This window comes from Variovorax sp. 05L425, from assembly GCF_056397705.1.
Genome location: NZ_JBFTNY010000002.1, coordinates 276708 through 291772 on the forward strand (window position 1 = coordinate 276708; position 15065 = coordinate 291772).

The 15065-nt window shown below is 63.4% G+C and carries 18 protein-coding genes and 1 pseudogene; 10 read left to right on the plus strand and 9 right to left on the minus strand.

All coding sequences use genetic code 11. The features are described 5' to 3' along the window. Positions 1-86 precede the first annotated feature (86 nt). The 3 genes from AC1DN9_RS03520 (at position 87) to AC1DN9_RS03530 (ending at position 2209) form a co-directional block, all read left to right on the plus strand. A complete protein-coding gene (locus AC1DN9_RS03520) occupies positions 87-527 on the plus strand; it encodes an OsmC family protein (RefSeq protein ID WP_478097308.1) in 441 nt (146 codons plus the stop codon). A 267-nt stretch (positions 528-794) separates the two neighbouring features. Further along, complete coding sequence (locus AC1DN9_RS03525) at positions 795-974, plus strand: hypothetical protein (protein WP_478097310.1); 180 nt, start codon at positions 795-797, stop codon at positions 972-974. A 218-nt stretch (positions 975-1192) separates the two neighbouring features. Then, positions 1193-2209, plus strand: a complete 1017-nt coding sequence (locus tag AC1DN9_RS03530; RefSeq protein WP_478097312.1) for a synaptic vesicle VAT-1 family membrane protein — start codon at positions 1193-1195, stop codon at positions 2207-2209. A 797-nt stretch (positions 2210-3006) separates the two neighbouring features. Here the strand turns inward: AC1DN9_RS03530 and AC1DN9_RS03535 are convergent. From AC1DN9_RS03535 to AC1DN9_RS03550, 4 genes are read right to left on the minus strand one after another with little or no spacing between them, the layout of a single operon-like run. Next, on the minus strand, positions 3007-3756 hold the full coding sequence (locus AC1DN9_RS03535; protein WP_478097314.1) for a succinate dehydrogenase iron-sulfur subunit: 750 nt from the start codon (positions 3754-3756) through the stop codon (positions 3007-3009). Between the two features lie 35 nt (positions 3757-3791). After that, positions 3792-4133, minus strand: coding sequence for a succinate dehydrogenase, hydrophobic membrane anchor protein (gene sdhD / locus AC1DN9_RS03540; RefSeq protein ID WP_478097316.1), 342 nt, complete (start codon positions 4131-4133; stop codon positions 3792-3794). Continuing rightward, entirely contained in the window at positions 4127-4504 is a 378-nt protein-coding gene (gene sdhC, locus AC1DN9_RS03545; protein WP_478097318.1) for a succinate dehydrogenase, cytochrome b556 subunit, read from the minus strand. Before sdhC ends, sdhD begins: the two co-directional genes overlap by 7 nt. Positions 4505-4515: 11 nt before the next feature. Continuing rightward, positions 4516-6765 (minus strand): nitric-oxide reductase large subunit, encoded by a 2250-nt coding sequence (locus AC1DN9_RS03550; protein ID WP_478097320.1) that lies wholly within the window; start codon positions 6763-6765, stop codon positions 4516-4518. Between the two features lie 609 nt (positions 6766-7374). Here AC1DN9_RS03550 and AC1DN9_RS03555 point away from each other — a divergent pair. After that, positions 7375-7620 carry a hypothetical protein gene (locus tag AC1DN9_RS03555; RefSeq protein ID WP_478097321.1) on the plus strand — a complete coding sequence of 82 codons (246 nt, stop codon included), beginning with the start codon at positions 7375-7377 and terminating at the stop codon, positions 7618-7620. Between the two features lie 241 nt (positions 7621-7861). After that, positions 7862-8143: a GNAT family N-acetyltransferase gene (locus AC1DN9_RS03560; protein ID WP_478097323.1), complete on the plus strand. Its 282-nt coding sequence runs from the start codon at positions 7862-7864 to the stop codon at positions 8141-8143. A 13-nt stretch (positions 8144-8156) separates the two neighbouring features. Here AC1DN9_RS03560 and AC1DN9_RS03565 read toward each other — a convergent pair whose 3' ends face one another. Further along, positions 8157-9413 carry an AMP-binding protein gene (locus AC1DN9_RS03565; protein WP_478097325.1) on the minus strand — a complete coding sequence of 419 codons (1257 nt, stop codon included), beginning with the start codon at positions 9411-9413 and terminating at the stop codon, positions 8157-8159. A gap of 50 nt (positions 9414-9463) precedes the next feature. Between AC1DN9_RS03565 and AC1DN9_RS03570 the strand changes: the two are divergent. From AC1DN9_RS03570 to AC1DN9_RS03585, 4 genes and pseudogenes are all read left to right on the plus strand, one after another. Further along, positions 9464-9550: pseudogene (locus AC1DN9_RS03570) on the plus strand (amino acid ABC transporter permease); the annotation flags it as partial. Further along, positions 9534-10316: an amino acid ABC transporter ATP-binding protein gene (locus tag AC1DN9_RS03575; RefSeq protein WP_478097327.1), complete on the plus strand. Its 783-nt coding sequence runs from the start codon at positions 9534-9536 to the stop codon at positions 10314-10316. The pseudogene AC1DN9_RS03570 and the gene AC1DN9_RS03575, both read left to right, overlap by 17 nt. Positions 10317-10365: 49 nt before the next feature. Next, a complete protein-coding gene (locus AC1DN9_RS03580) occupies positions 10366-10944 on the plus strand; it encodes a DUF1439 domain-containing protein (RefSeq protein ID WP_478097329.1) in 579 nt (192 codons plus the stop codon). A 13-nt stretch (positions 10945-10957) separates the two neighbouring features. Then, positions 10958-11962, plus strand: a complete 1005-nt coding sequence (locus tag AC1DN9_RS03585; protein WP_478097331.1) for a glycerophosphodiester phosphodiesterase — start codon at positions 10958-10960, stop codon at positions 11960-11962. 53 nt (positions 11963-12015) lie between these two features. Here AC1DN9_RS03585 and AC1DN9_RS03590 read toward each other — a convergent pair whose 3' ends face one another. The 3 genes from AC1DN9_RS03590 to AC1DN9_RS03600 form a co-directional block, all read right to left on the minus strand. Next, positions 12016-12684: an ABC transporter ATP-binding protein gene (locus AC1DN9_RS03590; RefSeq protein WP_478097332.1), complete on the minus strand. Its 669-nt coding sequence runs from the start codon at positions 12682-12684 to the stop codon at positions 12016-12018. Positions 12685-12719: 35 nt separating this feature from the next. Then, positions 12720-12968, minus strand: coding sequence for a hypothetical protein (locus AC1DN9_RS03595; protein WP_478097334.1), 249 nt, complete (start codon positions 12966-12968; stop codon positions 12720-12722). A 110-nt stretch (positions 12969-13078) separates the two neighbouring features. Beyond that, positions 13079-13549 (minus strand): Cd(II)/Pb(II)-responsive transcriptional regulator, encoded by a 471-nt coding sequence (locus AC1DN9_RS03600; protein WP_478097336.1) that lies wholly within the window; start codon positions 13547-13549, stop codon positions 13079-13081. 185 nt (positions 13550-13734) lie between these two features. Between AC1DN9_RS03600 and AC1DN9_RS03605 the strand changes: the two genes are divergently transcribed. Beyond that, the gene (locus tag AC1DN9_RS03605) at positions 13735-14751 is read left to right on the plus strand and encodes a P1 family peptidase (protein ID WP_478097338.1); all 1017 of its coding nucleotides are present in this window, start codon (positions 13735-13737) and stop codon (positions 14749-14751) included. On the opposite strand, the gene AC1DN9_RS03610 is transcribed toward AC1DN9_RS03605, so the two are convergent. Then, on the minus strand, positions 14721-14963 hold the full coding sequence (locus tag AC1DN9_RS03610) for a hypothetical protein (protein WP_478097340.1): 243 nt from the start codon (positions 14961-14963) through the stop codon (positions 14721-14723). The two genes, AC1DN9_RS03605 and AC1DN9_RS03610, sit on opposite strands and share 31 nt — an antisense overlap. Positions 14964-15065: the final 102 nt, after the last annotated feature.

The window sequence follows — 15065 nt, forward strand, 5'->3', positions numbered from 1 at the left end:
ATGGGTGACTCGCCCCGCTGACAGACGCCGCGGCCGATCTGTCGTACAACGGCAGGCTCCGTTCAACCCACCGTCAAGGAGTTCACATGGCAGCAGACAAGCACGCGAGCGTTCACTGGGAAGGTGCCGGCAAGACTGGCAAGGGCCTGATCAGCACCGAGACCGGCGCGTTGAAAGCGTACCCCTACGGATTCGCCAGCCGCTTCGAGGACGACACGCGCGGCACCAATCCTGAAGAGATCCTGGGTGCGGCCCATGCGGGCTGCCTAACGATGGCCTTCGCGTTCGCGCTGGAGGCCGCCGGATTCACCGCAACGTCGATCGACACAAAGGCCGCGGTGCGCCTCGCGAAGGACGGCCCGGGATTCAAGATCGACCGCATCCAGCTTGAACTGGAAGCGGCCGTGCCCGGCATCGACGAAGCGAAGTTCCAGGAACTCGCGGCCGGGGCGAAAGCGGGTTGCCCGCTGTCGAAAGCACTTGCCAGTGTTCCGGAGATCACGCTGAAGGCCACGCGCAAGGCTTGAGCCCGTCGCTATACTTTGCCGCGTCACGTCACACAATGGCGTGATCGGGTTTAGCAGCCCAGAAACTGAAAACCAGAAGCCGCAGTTGAATCGAAGGGTTCCGCGGCTTCGTCGTTCGCGCCCCACTTTTTTTGGCGGCTCGTTCGGGGAGCCGCGAGGCTCGCCGGTTTCCTTCGGTTTCCCGGTCTGCTAACCCGTTCGAGCCGCCGCCCCCGTTTAGCAGCGGGTGCGTCGGTTGTAGCAAACCGAAATCGTTGGAGGCCATCAATGGCACACCCTACTTGCGCGCCCGCGCGCCCCCAAGACCCCAACCCCTTCTTGCAGATCGTCCGCGAGCTTGAAGCGATGAAGCTTCGCAGTGACGAGCAACTGGCCAGCTTGCGCGAACTGCGCTCGCTGGTCGTCCGTGCGAAGTCCGACTCCAAGCGAGACCCGCCCACGGCCTGATCCTCAGGAGGCGCGCTCTGAACGGGGACGTGATTCCGGTGTAGTCGCCGATCACGTAGGCACCGTAGGGCGCATTCATCCGGACTGCGGTGCTCAGGCCGGTCGTTTGTGACCGCCAGCTTTGAGGTGGTCAGAAAAGCTGACTCGACGTAAGCTGCGACGCTTCGCGCCTCGCGGGCGGACCGGCCGCAGCAGGAGCCGAGCACGGAGGGTGCGCCATGAAGCAAGTCTGGATCACCGCCAAGGGCGGCCCGCAAGCCCTGCAGCAGCGAGAGGCTTCCGACCCGGAACCACAGGCCGGGCAACTGCGCATCAGGGTCAGGGCCAGCGGCATCAACTTTGCGGACATCCTGGCTCGCAAGGGCCTCTATCCGGATGCACCGAAGCTGCCGGCCGTGATCGGCTACGAAGTCTCGGGCATCGTCGATGCGGTCGGCACGCAGTCGGAAACAGGCTGGATCGGCAAGCAGGTGTTCGCCCTCACCCGCTTTGGCGGCTATGCCGACACCGTCGTGGTGCCCCACGACCAGGTCTTCGAGAAGCCCGCCGCCTTGAGCTTCGAACAGGCCGCGGCGATCCCGGTCAACTATCTGACGGCCTGGCAACTGATGGTCGTGATGGGCGGCCTGAAGCCGGACGAGACGGTACTGATCCACAACGCCGGCGGCGGCGTCGGGCTGGCGGCGATCGATATTGCCCGCCATATCGGCGCCACGATTTACGGCACCGCAAGCGCTGGCAAGCATGCTCTTCTCAAGCAACGCGGCCTGCACGAGGCGATCGACTACACCAAGCTCGATTGGACGCGCGAGGTCGCAAGGCTCACACAAGGCCGCGGCGTCGAGCTCATCTCCGATCCGCTGGGTGGGGCGGAATGGAAGAAGAGCTATCGCGCCTTGCGTCACACCGGCAGGCTAGGCATGTTCGGCGCCTCCACGGCGACAGAGTCGGCGCTGCCCGGCCCGCTGAAGCTGCTCTCGGTGGGCCTTGGCATGCCCTGGTTCAACCCAGTGGCGCTGATGAACCAGAACAGATCGGTTTTCGGCGTCAACCTCGGCCATCTGTGGCATGAGGTGCCCAAGCTTCAGGCCTGGATGAGGACCTTGCTGGATGGTGTGGAAGCAGGTTGGGTGCGTCCCCACGTGGACAGAAGCTTTCCGCTGGCACTGGCAGGCGAAGCGCAGGCCTACATGGAAGCTCGCAAGAACACAGGCAAGGTCGTGTTGGTCGTTTGACAACCGGGCCGCGGGCGACAGAGCGGTTTGTCGTGCGTCACTAAAACACATTGAGTGCGACACGATTTCCTGTTCTTTTGCCGCATCGTGAAACTTTGCGATCTCCAGCGGCTGACGGGGTAGTTCAAGCGATGAAGAAGCACGGCGCGCGCAGGCGATGCGCACTGGCGGCCAGTCCCAAATGGAAGCCTCGCGCTTAGACTTCCGCAGTCGGCCAAGACCGGCCCTTCGTCAAGACCGCAGAATTCGAGCCAAAGCAGCCGCTCATCGTCCCCGCTGTTCAAGGAAAAGGCCAACAGGCATGGTGATTTCAAGGTTTCTCTCCGGCGCCGCACTTCTGCTCGGATGCTCCGGTGCGAGCGCAGTGACCCCGTTGACGCCGCACCTCACCAATGAGTCGCGGCAGGAGCTTCTGATGCGCCTTGATGAAGCCGGATTTCCCGATGTGGGTCAGAACAGCGTGCTCATAGGTCTTACCGGTGTTCTCGGTTTTGCGGCAAGAGAGAACAACTTCCTACGACATGCCGTACCCTCAGTTGCCGAAAGTCGAAGGACGGTCAACCCCAACCCCGACTTCGCCTGGGTGCGCAACGGTCGCATTGGTAGCTGGCTATGCTCCCCCTGCAACTCCGATGCGAGTCCACCTGCGTGGAATCTACTGTCTGGTCGGTCCAGCCCAGTGGCGAGCCAGGGAGCAAGTTCTTAGCAGGACCTGACCACCGGCTACAGTCAGCCACAACCGGACGTTCACGCCTTGCCGCAAAGGACCTGCTCCGGTCTGTCCGTGAACCGAGCATCTAAGGGTTTTTGTCGAGACCGGTGCCTGGCTCGTGAACTTCCAGCCCACCTCCTTGGCCGGTGACGTTGAGCATCCTCAACCTGATTTTCTCGATGGCATGCGAAGGCTCCAGGCCCTTCGGACATACCTCTGCACAGTTCATGATGGTTCTGCATCGAAACAGACGGTAGGGGCCCTTCAGATTCTCCAACCGCGCGGGCGTGGCGCGGTCCCGGCTGTCCACGATGAACCGGTATGCCTGGAGCAGTCCGGCAGGCCCGACGAACTTGTCCGGGTTCCACCAGTACGACGGACACTGGCTGCTGCAACAGCCGCACAAAATGCACTCGTAGGCGCCGTTGAGCGTGTCTCTTTCGGCCGGCGACTGGAGGCGCTCCTTTTCCGGCGGCGCATCGTCGTTCATCAGGAATGGACTGATGGAGCGGTACTGCTTGAAGAAGTTGGTCATATCAACGACCAAGTCCCGGATGATGGGGAAGCCGGGCAACGGGCGCAGGACCACCGGCTCCTTCAGTCCATGGACACGGGTGATGCAGGCCAACCCATTGCGGCCGTTGATGTTCATCGCGTCGGACCCGCAAACCCCTTCGCGGCAGGACTTCCGCAGCGTCAGGGTGTTGTCCTGCTTCTTCAGCCTCAGGATGACATCGAGCAACATGTGGTCCTCAGGCGCGGGCTCAATCTCGTAGTCCCGCATGTGCGGCTTGCTGTCTTTTTCAGGGTTGTAGCGAGAGATTGAGAGCTTCATTGTTGGCAACCTTTGGTTCCGGAAGACGGAAGAGGCTATGTTCTGGCGCCCAGGATGATTTGAGCGACCCACGCCGCCAGACCCAGCAGGCACAACGCCACGACAGCAATCAAGGTGCGGCGTAGGCCGGCCGGCTTCGCATAGTCCAGCAGCACGTCGCGTAGGCCGACCCACATGTGCGAGAACAATGCGACGAAGAAGACGGCGAGGGCAATTCCGACCAGCGGGTCGGCGATACACGCCCGCCAGTCCTGGTAGGTGCGCCTCGGCTGAAAGGCCAAGGCTGCGAGGGAGAAGAGTATGAATAGCAGCATGTAGATGGCGCTTACGCGTTGCACCAACCACGCTGGCAACCCCGTGAATCCTCTTTTCACCATAGGAGCACCGCCATGGCCAGGGCGACCGCGATACCACCGATATTTGCGAGATAGGCGCTTCGACGCGCCAGCCGCAATGGTGCGCCCACGTTGAAGTCCGACAACAAATGTCGAATGCCTGCGAAGATGTGATGCGCGAGCGCCCAGGTCACAATAGTCGCGCCGCCCTTGACAGGCCAATGGCCCAGCAGCGCCAGGACGCGCTCGAAGCCTTGCTCATCTCGCAGCGACTGGGCCAAGAGATAGACGCCGAGCGGGACGCCCGCAGCGAGAATGACACCGGACACCCGGTGCCCGATAGAGGTGATGGCGCCCACCGGCATCTGGATTTGGAACGGGTTCAGAAAGACCGGACGAGACGAGCGAGCCATGGCGGGTGCGCCTATGCGTGAGGTTGAATCGCAGGCACGGTCATCGCTGCACCGGTAGGTGGAGTTCTGCTTGCCAGGTAAGCCCGAGCGGCCGCAATGGTGACAGGGACGACGCCAAGCAATATGAAGACGAGGTCCCCAGGCAGGCGGCTCCATTCCAGAAATATGGGAATCGTCCCAGCCGTATACGCTTGACTGCGAGCGTGCCAATAGCCATTTTCGAGCACGTCCGCGAGTTGCAAGACACCGGCCGGAAACAAGCTCAGCACGACCATCAACACCAAGCCGCCGTTCATGCCCCAGAAGCCGACCCTGACGTACCGTTCAAGCACCTTCCAAAGAGGCTCGTCAACGGTCTGCCGGATGGCGAAGACGATGAGGGCGATGCCCAACATGCCGAAGACGCCCATCATCGTGGCATGGGCGTGGTTGATGGTGAGGAGCGTGCCGGTCTCGAAGTAGCTCACGATGGGCAGGTTGATGAGGAAGCCAAAGACGCCCGCTCCGACAAAGTTCCAGAACCCGACAGCCATCAGGAAGTAAAAGGTCCACTTGTGTGGCACCTCGATTCGCTCACGGTCAGGGTCAGAGCTGGGGCGCGACAGTCTGACAAAGTCCCAGGCATCCAGGGTGATGAGGGTGAGCGGCACGACCTCCAACGCTGAAAAGAGGGCGCTCGCCGCCATATTGAAGCTCGTCTGTCCGGTCCAGTACCAGTGATGCCCAGTTCCGATGAAACCCCCGGCGAAGTAGAGGATGGCATCGAGGTAGATGACGCGCGTGGCGGTGATGCGACTCACGACGCCAAACTGAAAAAAGATAATCGCAACCATCACCGTCACGAAGAATTCGAAGAAGCCCTCGACCCAGAGGTGAATAATCCAGAAGCGCCAGGCGTCGACGACTGAAAAATGCGTTCTCCCGTCGAAGAACATCGCTGGCAGGTAGAAGACGGGAATCGCAATGGCGGCACATAAGAACAGCGCCGCAATCTCTCGCCGCTCAGGGTCGTGCAGTGCGGGTAGCACCGCCCGGAAAAGTAGCACGAACCAGAACAGGAGCGCCACCGCCAGCATCATCTGCCACGCTCGGCCCAGGTCCAGGTACTCCCAGCCCTGATGACCGAACCAGAACCACAGTTGCGGCAGAAGTTGTCGCATTCCCGCCCACTCCCCCAGCAGGCTGCCAATCACGACCGTCGCCAAGGCCCAGAACAGCGCATCGATGTTTCTTCGCTGGCCAGGGGGGTCGCCCCCGCCCAACGCGGCCGCAAGGAAGAGCGCACCAGCCACATAGGCGGTTGCAATCCAGAATATCGCTAACTGCAGATGCCAGGTGCGCAGCAGATTGCTGGGCAGCCACGCTGCCAGGTCGAAGCCATAGAAGCTGCCCGGTTCCGCGCGGTAGTGCGCCACGGCGCCCCCGACCAAAGTCTGAGCCAAGACCAAGACAGCCACCAACGCGAAATACTTCAGCGTCGCGCGTTGGGCAGGCGTGACCGAGGCGCCGAGCACCTTTGGATACAGGTAACCGGGCCTGGCCTTCCAGCCGAGGTAGTCGAATTTGCCGAATGCCAGAAGGACCGTGGCAGTACCGCCGAGCAGAAAGATGAGGCTCAACGCGCTCCACAGGACTGCATCAGCCGGCGGCGTGTTGCCTGCGACAGGGTCGAAGGGGAAGTTGTTGGTGTACGAATGCGCGGTCCCCGGCCGATTTGCAACCGACGCCCAGGCCGTCCATGCGACGAACGCGCTGAGTTGCTTCAACTCGGAAGGGTCGGAAATTGTCTTGGCCCGCAGCCCGCCGTTGTGCGCAGGCAATGAGAAGTACTCCTCCCAAGCGCGTGTCCGACCTTCGAACCACTCTCGGTAGGACGGGTCGACCACCAGGCCTGCGCTCTGCTGGTCGTAGCGGTTGTCCTTGAGCCCGGTTCTCACTTCGGCCTCGACCAGGGCGCGCTGCGTCACCGTCAAGGATTCAAGCTTTGCACCATGTTTCTGCCGCGCAAGGCTCTCTGCCTGGTACAGCGCCAAACTGTGAAGGAACTCGGCCGAGAAATCCGGCCCCAGAAGAGCGCCATGGCCCCAGATGGAGCCATTTTCCATCAGCGCATACTTCAGGAAAACCTGCTGGCCTTCTTGGACGTCCGCTCCGGTATAGACGAGGGTTCCATCCGACGTGACAACTTTCTCTGGAATTGGAGGAGCCTCGTGGTAGACCTTGAAGGTGAGCAGAACCAGCACGGCAAAGCCGAATGCCATCGTGATGAGGCTCGCGCGCCGCCACCACGGTGATAGTCGCTCGATAGTCCGGACGTCGGACAGGGGAGGCGCAACTTCGGCGATTTTGGGGCCTGCAGCCATCATCGGCCGAGTCCCTTCAGTAGCGCGCTGCTGGGTTCTTCCAGCAAGCGAAAGGTTGTTTCGCTTTCTATCGCGTCGCTCGGGAAGGCCGGGGTCATAGAGACACTCCTTCGTGCAGTATGCGCGTGATTCCGGCAAACCGTACGTGCGCTGTCGAACATTGAGGCTTCGCATCGAGGCGAACCGCTGTTGCGACGCAAGTTGCATCCTACTGCCCTTCGAACGGCGGGCGTTCCTTGTCGAGGAGGTCACGATGAAGTAGGTTCAGTACTTGGTTCTTTACCCCGCAGCTAGGTTTGGCGGTCGGTTTCGACGGTCCACGCTTCGGCTCGGGTTTAAATGTTCGCAATTTCCACTTGCACGCCTATGTCCACAGCCACGAAACCGTCTGACGTCAGAACCTTGCTCGAGCAGGCACTTGCGCGATGGGACAACGAGGGGGGTGCGTGCGCATGTGGACCGCAATGGGCCTCACATGGCGAAGAGGAGCAGTCCACTGTCCCCGCGTTGACCAACGCTGAACTGGTTCAGCTGCAGGTCCGCATCATCGCGCTCGAGAATCTGGTCATCTCGCTCCTCGCCGATTCCTCGGACGCGCAGCGCGTGCTTGCCCGCGAAATGGCGGCCTATATTTCTCCGCGGCCGGGCTTCACCCGGCACCACTTGACCATCCACGCGGCAGCGCAGATGACGCATATGCTGGAACGCGCGGGGCTCTTTCGAGGAATGGCAGATTGGGCCGTTGAAGGGTGAACGCGCCTGGGAGGCGGTTGTCGCGGCTATGAGGACCCAGGATTGGAATGCGAAGTGCACACGAGGCGGACAGCTGACGCCGCCGCCAACGTCGAAGCCCGGTAGCGTCATCGATGATTCGAAGCCAGTTGTCGAGTCCGTGAAACACGGGCCGAAGCGTCAAAATAGCCGCGAGGCGGCTGCCGGCCCAGGACCAGACACTCGCCCCGACCTCCGAAATGCTTGATGCTCTCGTCTCTCCATGGTCTTGTCTCGGTGCCCTTTCCGGATTGGCGTGTTGCTGTTGCTTGAAAAGGGCAGCGAAATCATCGGTTGTGTCGCAATACAGAAGCACGATGCCAGTGTTGCCGAGGTGAGGCGGTTGTACGTCCGCGAGCAATACAAGGGACATCACTATGGTGAGCGATTGATGCTTGAGGCGATGAGCCTGGCGCGCGCTTTGGGGTCAAGAAGCTGGTGCTTGGTGCCATTGCGAAGACCAAGAAGGTGCGTCACGCTTGATAGTAGGGAAGGGATTTGGTGACGCGCAACAGGTTCTATTTGGCCGACTCCCTGATCCGTTCGACGACCTCCGGATTGGCGAGCGTGGACACGTCGCCGGGATCAGGCACCTTGCCCTTGATGGGGTCGGCCACCGGAACCACGGCCGCCTCGACGACCTCTGGCACAAGCAGCGCGGCCGATTCGATTTCCTTGGTGCCCAGGCGGTGGCCGGCGACGTTGATCACGTCGTCGATGCGGCCGAGGATGCGGTAGTACCCATCGGCCGCCTGCACCGCCCCGTCGCCCGCCAGGTAGGGCCAGTCGCGCCAGTCCTTGCTCTCGGGGTCCTTGCAGTAGCGCGAGTAGTACTGGCGCACATAACGCTCGGGGTCCTTCCAGATCGTCTGGAAGCCACCCGGCCAGGGATTTCGGATACAGATGTTGCCGCCCTTGCCCGAACCGCTGGTGAGTTCCTTGCCCAGGTCGTCGTAGATCACCGGATGAATGCCGGGAATCGCGGGCCCGGCGCTGCCGGGTTTCATCGGGTGGATGCCCGGCACCGTGCTGCAGAGGAACCCGCCTGTTTCGGTCTGCCACCAGGTGTCCACGATGACGGCTTCGCCCTTGCCGACCGTACGGTGGTACCACTTCCACACCTCAGGCTCGATCGGCTCGCCAACGGTCGTCATGTGCTTGAAGTGGTGCTGGTATTTCGCCGGCTCGTCGGGTCCGTCGCGCCGCAGCGCGCGGATGGCCGTGGGCGAGGTATGGAAGATGTTGACATCGAGTTGTTCGGCGATGCGCCATGGCCGGCCGGCGTCCGGATGGGTCGGAACGCCTTCATACGCGACCGTTGAAGCAGCGAGCGCCAACGGGCCGTAGACGATGTAGGAATGGCCCGTGATCCAGCCGATGTCGGCCATGCACCAATACACGTCCTCGGGGTGGATGTCCTGGATGTACTTGGACGTCCAGGTGACGTAGGCGAGGTAGCCGCCAGTCGAATGTTGGCAACCTTTCGGCCGTCCGGTGGTGCCGCTCGTGTACATCAGAAACAGCGGCGCCTCGGCCGGCAGCGGCACGGGCTCGACACGCTGCCCGCGGAACTTGCCGAGCAGGTCATTGACGATCACGTCGCGCCCCTCGACAAGCGGCGTGGCGCTCGAGGTCTTCCCCGAGCAGCGCTGCCAGACCAGGACCTTGTCGACCTGCTGGCCAAGGCTGGCGGCCTCCTTCACCGCGGTGTCGGCCTTTTCCTTGTGATCGATCAGATGGCCGGCGCGGTAGTAGGCGTCCATCGTGATCAACACGCGGCTCTCGGAATCCCAGATGCGGCCGGCACAAGCCTTGCCGCTGAAGCGTCGCCCTGCTCTATTTCGTGCTGTGCTTTCCCGTGAGCCTGTACGCCAAGAACCTCGAGAGGAAATTCCATGGCGCTCGTCGCTGAAGCTCCCGCGCCGGCCCCCGTTTCGACCGCCGCGCCCATCGTGCGCATCACGGCGCTGCGCAAGTCCTACGGCAGCAACGAAGTGCTCAAGGGGATCGACCTCGATGTCAGGCGCGGCGAGGTGATCGCCATCATCGGCAAGAGCGGATCGGGCAAGAGCACGCTCCTGCGCTGCATCAATGGCCTCGAAGTGTTCCAGGAGGGCTCGCTCACGGTGGACGGCAAACCGTTGCTCCACGAAAGCGCGATGGCAATGCGCGAACTGCGCCAGCGCGTGGGCATGATCTTCCAGAGTTTCAACCTGTTTCCGCATCTGACGGTCGGACGCAACGTGATGCTTGCGCCCACGCTGGTCAAGAAGCGCAGCACGATGGAGGCCGCTTCGCAGGCCCGCAAGCTGCTCACGCGCGTGGGCCTCGCCGAGAAGTTCGACGCCATGCCCGACCAGCTCTCGGGCGGCCAGCAGCAGCGTGTCGCCATCGCCCGCGCGCTGGCGATGGAGCCCGCAGTCCTGCTGTGCGACGAGATCACTTCGGCGCTCGACCCCGAGCTTGTGGGCGAGGTCCTGCGCGTGGTCGAATCGCTCGCCGTCGAGGGCATGACGCTGCTGATGGTCACGCACGAGATGAGCTTCGCGCGAAAAGTCAGCGATCGGGTGATCTTCATGCACCAGGGCCGCGTCCACGAGATGGGGCCGCGCACCGAGCTCTTCGGCAATCCTCAGACGGCTGAATTGAAACAGTTCCTTTCGTCGCTGCACGACTGAGGGCCAGGACGGCCGGGGAACCCTCCGGTTATGGCAAGCTCCGAGCGGTATGCGCAACCGCTCCCCGATCCGTTCCCGACGTCTCCTGCTGCGCGCACTGCTGGGCGCAACCGCGATGCCCGCCTCGTTCGCCGCGATGGCGGGTTTCAACTTCTTCACCAGCGAATACACCGCCAGCCGCGACGAACTCCAGGCGCAGATCGCCAAGCAATTCCCGGTGCAGAAGCACTACGCCGAGATCTTCACGGTGAGCCTGCGTGATCCGCAGCTAGGCTTGGACGCCCGTGAAAACCGTGCCGCGATCACCGCCACACTCACCATCAACAGCCCGCTGCTTCGCCCTTCGACGGTCGAGGGCGTCGTCGCCGTCAGCAGCGGACTCAAGTACGACGCGCCTGCGCGTGCATTGCGCCTCGACAATCCGCAGGCCGAGCGGCTCGAACTGCAAGGCGTGACCGGCCGCGACGCAGAGCGGCTCCAGCGGATCGGCGCCGTCGTCGCCCAGGAACTGCTGCGCGACCAGCCTCTGCGTACCTTCACGGCCCAGGAACTGACGGTCGGGCGAAAGACCTACGAGATCGGCGACATCACGGTGCAGGACAACGGCATCACGGTGCAACTCAAATAAGAACGGAGAACGCATGAACGAATCGCCGCGCAACCTGGCCGCACGGTGCCTGCCCTGGCTTCTCGCAGGCTCGTTGCTCGGCGGTTGCGCGACGACGATGCACGAAGCGAAACCGGCCATCGACCTGCAGGCGCACCGCGGCGGTCGCGCGCTCGCGCCAGAGAACACGCTTGCGGCCTTCTCCAACGCGATCGCCTTGGGCGTCAACACGCTCGAACTCGACATCGGACTGACGGCCGACAACGTGGTCGTGATCTCGCACGACACGTCACTGAACCCCGACCACACCCGCGACACGCAAGGCCGATTCCTCGCGTCGAAGGGCCCGCCCTTGCGCACCCTCACGCTGTCGCAATTGCAGACCTACGACGTGGGTCTCATCAACCCGCAGACCAACTACGGCAAGTCCTTCCCGAAGCAGTTGCCGCGCGACGGCGAACGTATCCCGACGCTCGCCGCCTTGTTCGAGGGCGTCCGCAAACTCGGCGCAGACCAGGTGCGCTTCAACATCGAGACCAAGGTCGATCCCACGCACCCCGACGAAACCGCAGCGCCCGACCAGATGGTGCGCGCGTTGCTGGCCGAGATCGACAAGGCGGGCATGGCACAGCGCGTGACGATCCAGAGCTTCGACTGGCGCACCCTCGCGCTGGTCGGCGAACAGGCGCCGCAAATGCCACGCGCTTACCTGACGAGCGCGGGCACGCTGAAAGACAGCCGCTGGACTGCGGGCCTGCGGCTCGAGGATTTCGGCTCGGCGCCTCGTCTGGTGAAGGCCGCGGCGGGCAACGCCAAGGGCCCGGTGATCTGGTCGCCTGCTTTCAAGGACCTCACGCCCGCGCTCGTGAAAGAGGCGCACACGCTCGGCCTTCAGGTGCTGCCGTGGACGGTGAACGAGCGCGCCGACATGGCCCGGCTGATGGACTGGGGCGTGGACGGGATCATCACCGACGATCCGGCCATCCTCCGCGATGTGATGGGCGAACAAGGCATGCCGCTGCCCGCGCGGAATCGCTGAACGCCGTGGCGCTGAGCTCCTCCGAGATTGTCACAGCGGTAGCTGCCCAGAAGTCACATGTCACGCGGTCCGATATGTCGTGTTGAACGAAGTGGTAGCTCAATCGAACCGGAAAGCGGGACCGAATCGATTCGCGCGGCGCTTGCGACAACGATGGCCCGATCGGGCTGCTCGACGAGGCAAGCGAATGCGCGCCACAAGAAGCGAATCGATGCGGCGTCGAGCCCGCCCGTGGGTTCATCGAGCAACGTGAGTGCGCGTCCTGATGCGAGCGCAGCCGCCAACCAGACCTTGCGCTTTGACCCGGTCGAAAGCATATACATCGGCTTGTCGAGATGCGGGGTCAAGGAGAATCCCTCGATGAAGGTTCGCCAGTTGGCCTCGCTGAAGCGCGCATCGCCGGCGTTGAGCGACGCGGTGCACTCAACCGCGGTGACCTCATCAAATGCGACCGTCGTCGGGTCGCAGAAGAACACGTTTCGTTGATAGGCCTCGGGCTCTCCGTCAAGGCGTGCACCTGCGAGGGTCAGCCGGCCCTCAGCGGGTAGTCTGCCTGCAATCAATCGAAGGACCGTCGACTTTCCGCTGCCGGTGTCGCCGTACAACAGCGTGACCCCGGCGCCGATGGACGCGCTCCATCCAGCCGCAAGCGCCGGCTGCCCTGGGTGCGCAAAGCATAGATCCTTGACGTCGAGAATGGGGGCGAGTGCCGTAGGGTTCATGTCGCAACCCTACAGCAAGGGCACGCAATGGCCTCTCATTCCTTGCCCCACCGCCATCTGGGCGGCTCCCCCTTGACCCAGCACACGGCGACAAGAACGAGGCTCAGGGCCATTACAAGCAAGACAAAGGTGAAGGGCTCCCGGTCTGGACGGGAAAGTAGCAAAGCCAACCCGAGCAGCGTGAAGTACGCGACAAGCACTGCCCAGCCTTGCCAGCAGGTTGGAATGCCCCACCCCCAACCATAGCGCTTTGATGGAAACCAATACTCGTGCTCGCGTGGCATTTGTCATCTCCAAACTCTTAACCGGAGTCATTTTGACGAAGGCGCCGACTCAGCGCGCGGTGGGCTTCCACTGACGTGCCCAATCGCTCGGAGGCGTCAGCGCTGCCGCGTCACACGTGACGCGCCGCGCGCGTGCGCGGCGGATCGGCCGGTTGACGGTCCGCGCGCGCATGCAGGGTCTCGATGATGTGGCATTGCGCGTCGGTGCCGTCGCAGCAGTCGCGCAAGGCGATCAGGTCTTTTTCGAGCGTGCGCAGTTCCCGCAGACGTTCACGCACGTGGCCGAGGTGCGCATCGAGCGCCACGCACGCGGCGTCGCAATCGGCCTTGCTGCGCAGGTCGAGCGCGAGCAAGGTGCGCACTTCGTCGAGCGACATGTCCATCGCGCGGCACAGCCGGATGAAGCGCAGGCGGTGCACGTCGGCGTCGCTGTAGATGCGATAGCTGTTGTCGCTGCGCGCCTGGGGCTCGATGAGCCCTTCCTTCTCGTAGTAACGGATGTTGGCGGCGCTCACGCCGCTTTGTGCGGCGGCCTCGCCGATGCGCAAGCCTTGTCCGGCGATTTGTGTTGGGTTGACCACGGGTTGCCCTCAAATGACTTCCATGTCCGACATCGTGGCAGTTCGCGCGGCGTGCGACAAGTTACGCCGGACTTCTGTGGATAACGTTGTAGGTTGAAGAAGGACAGCCACCCTCAAAGCACCGCCCCATGCGGCTTGCCACTGCGTTGCCTGCCAAACAGGCAGCGAGCAACCATAATCGTCCGATGCGCGATTCCCCCTCCCCTTCGGCACCCCACGCGGGCGCCATCACCGACGTTGCCGGCATCGAGGTCGGCCATTTCAGCGACCCGCGCCGCCCTACCGGCTGCACGGTCATTCTTGCCCGCGATGGCGCGGTCGCCGGCGTCGACGTGCGCGGCGCGGCGCCCGGCACCCGCGAGACGGATCTCCTTGCGCCCGGCAACTTCGTTCAACACATTCACGCGGTGATGCTCGCGGGCGGCAGCGCCTGGGGCCTCGCGGCCGCGGACGGCGCGATGCGCTGGCTCGAGGAGCGCGGCGTCGGACTCGACGTGCGCTACGGCACGCTGCCGCTCGTGCCGGCTGCCGTGCTGTTCGACCTGCCGGTCGGCGACGCAAGCATCCGGCCCGACGCGGCAGCCGGCTACGCGGCCTGCGAGGCGGCCTCGACCGCGACACCGGCCGAAGGCAATGTCGGGGCCGGCAGCGGCGCGCTCGTCGGCAAGCTGTTCGGCGTCCATCGAGCGATGAAGGGCGGCGTCGGCACTGCCTCGGTCACGGTCAACGGGGTGACCGTCGGCGCGCTGATCGCCTGCAATGCGCTCGGCGACGTGATCGACCCCGACACGGCGCAAGTCGTCGCCGGCGCGCGCACCGAGGATGGCGCCGCATTGCTCGACACCCGCCGCGCAATCCTTCGCGGCGAACTCCCCAAGCCGCTGCTCGCGGGCACCAACACCACGCTGGGCGTGATCGCGACCGATGCGGTGCTCACCAAGGTTCAGGCCAACCGTCTGGCCACCGTCGCGCACGACGGGCTGGCTCGTTCGATCAATCCGGTCCACACCATGAGCGACGGCGACACCTTGTTCGCGCTCGCCACGGGACGCGTGCCGCTGGAGGGTGACGCGCCGGGCATGACGGTGTTGGGCACGATGGCGGCCGAAGTCGTTGCGCTGGCGACGGTGCGCGCCGTGCGGGCGGCGCAAACCGTCCGCATCGGCGAGCATTACTTTCCTTGCGCTGGGGACCTCGGTTGAACCAGCTTCCTCCAGCCGCCCGCGATGGCGAAGGCATAGACATGAACCACCGCGATCAGCAGCAAGGCGCCGACGCCCGCATAGAGAAGCAGCTTCGCCGGTGAAATCAGCGGAAACAGGTCGTGCGCGGCGATGAGCAAGAGCAGCGAGATCCCAAGCACCGCCGTGAGGATCCTGCCCACGAATAGCAAACGAGTGTGGAGGTGGGTCATGGTCCGTGTATTGGACGCGCGGCCCGTGTCGCCATCAATCCTTCGTTCGGATGAAGCGACGGCCTACATCTTCGGGCCAACGCCCGATGCCACACATGCTCA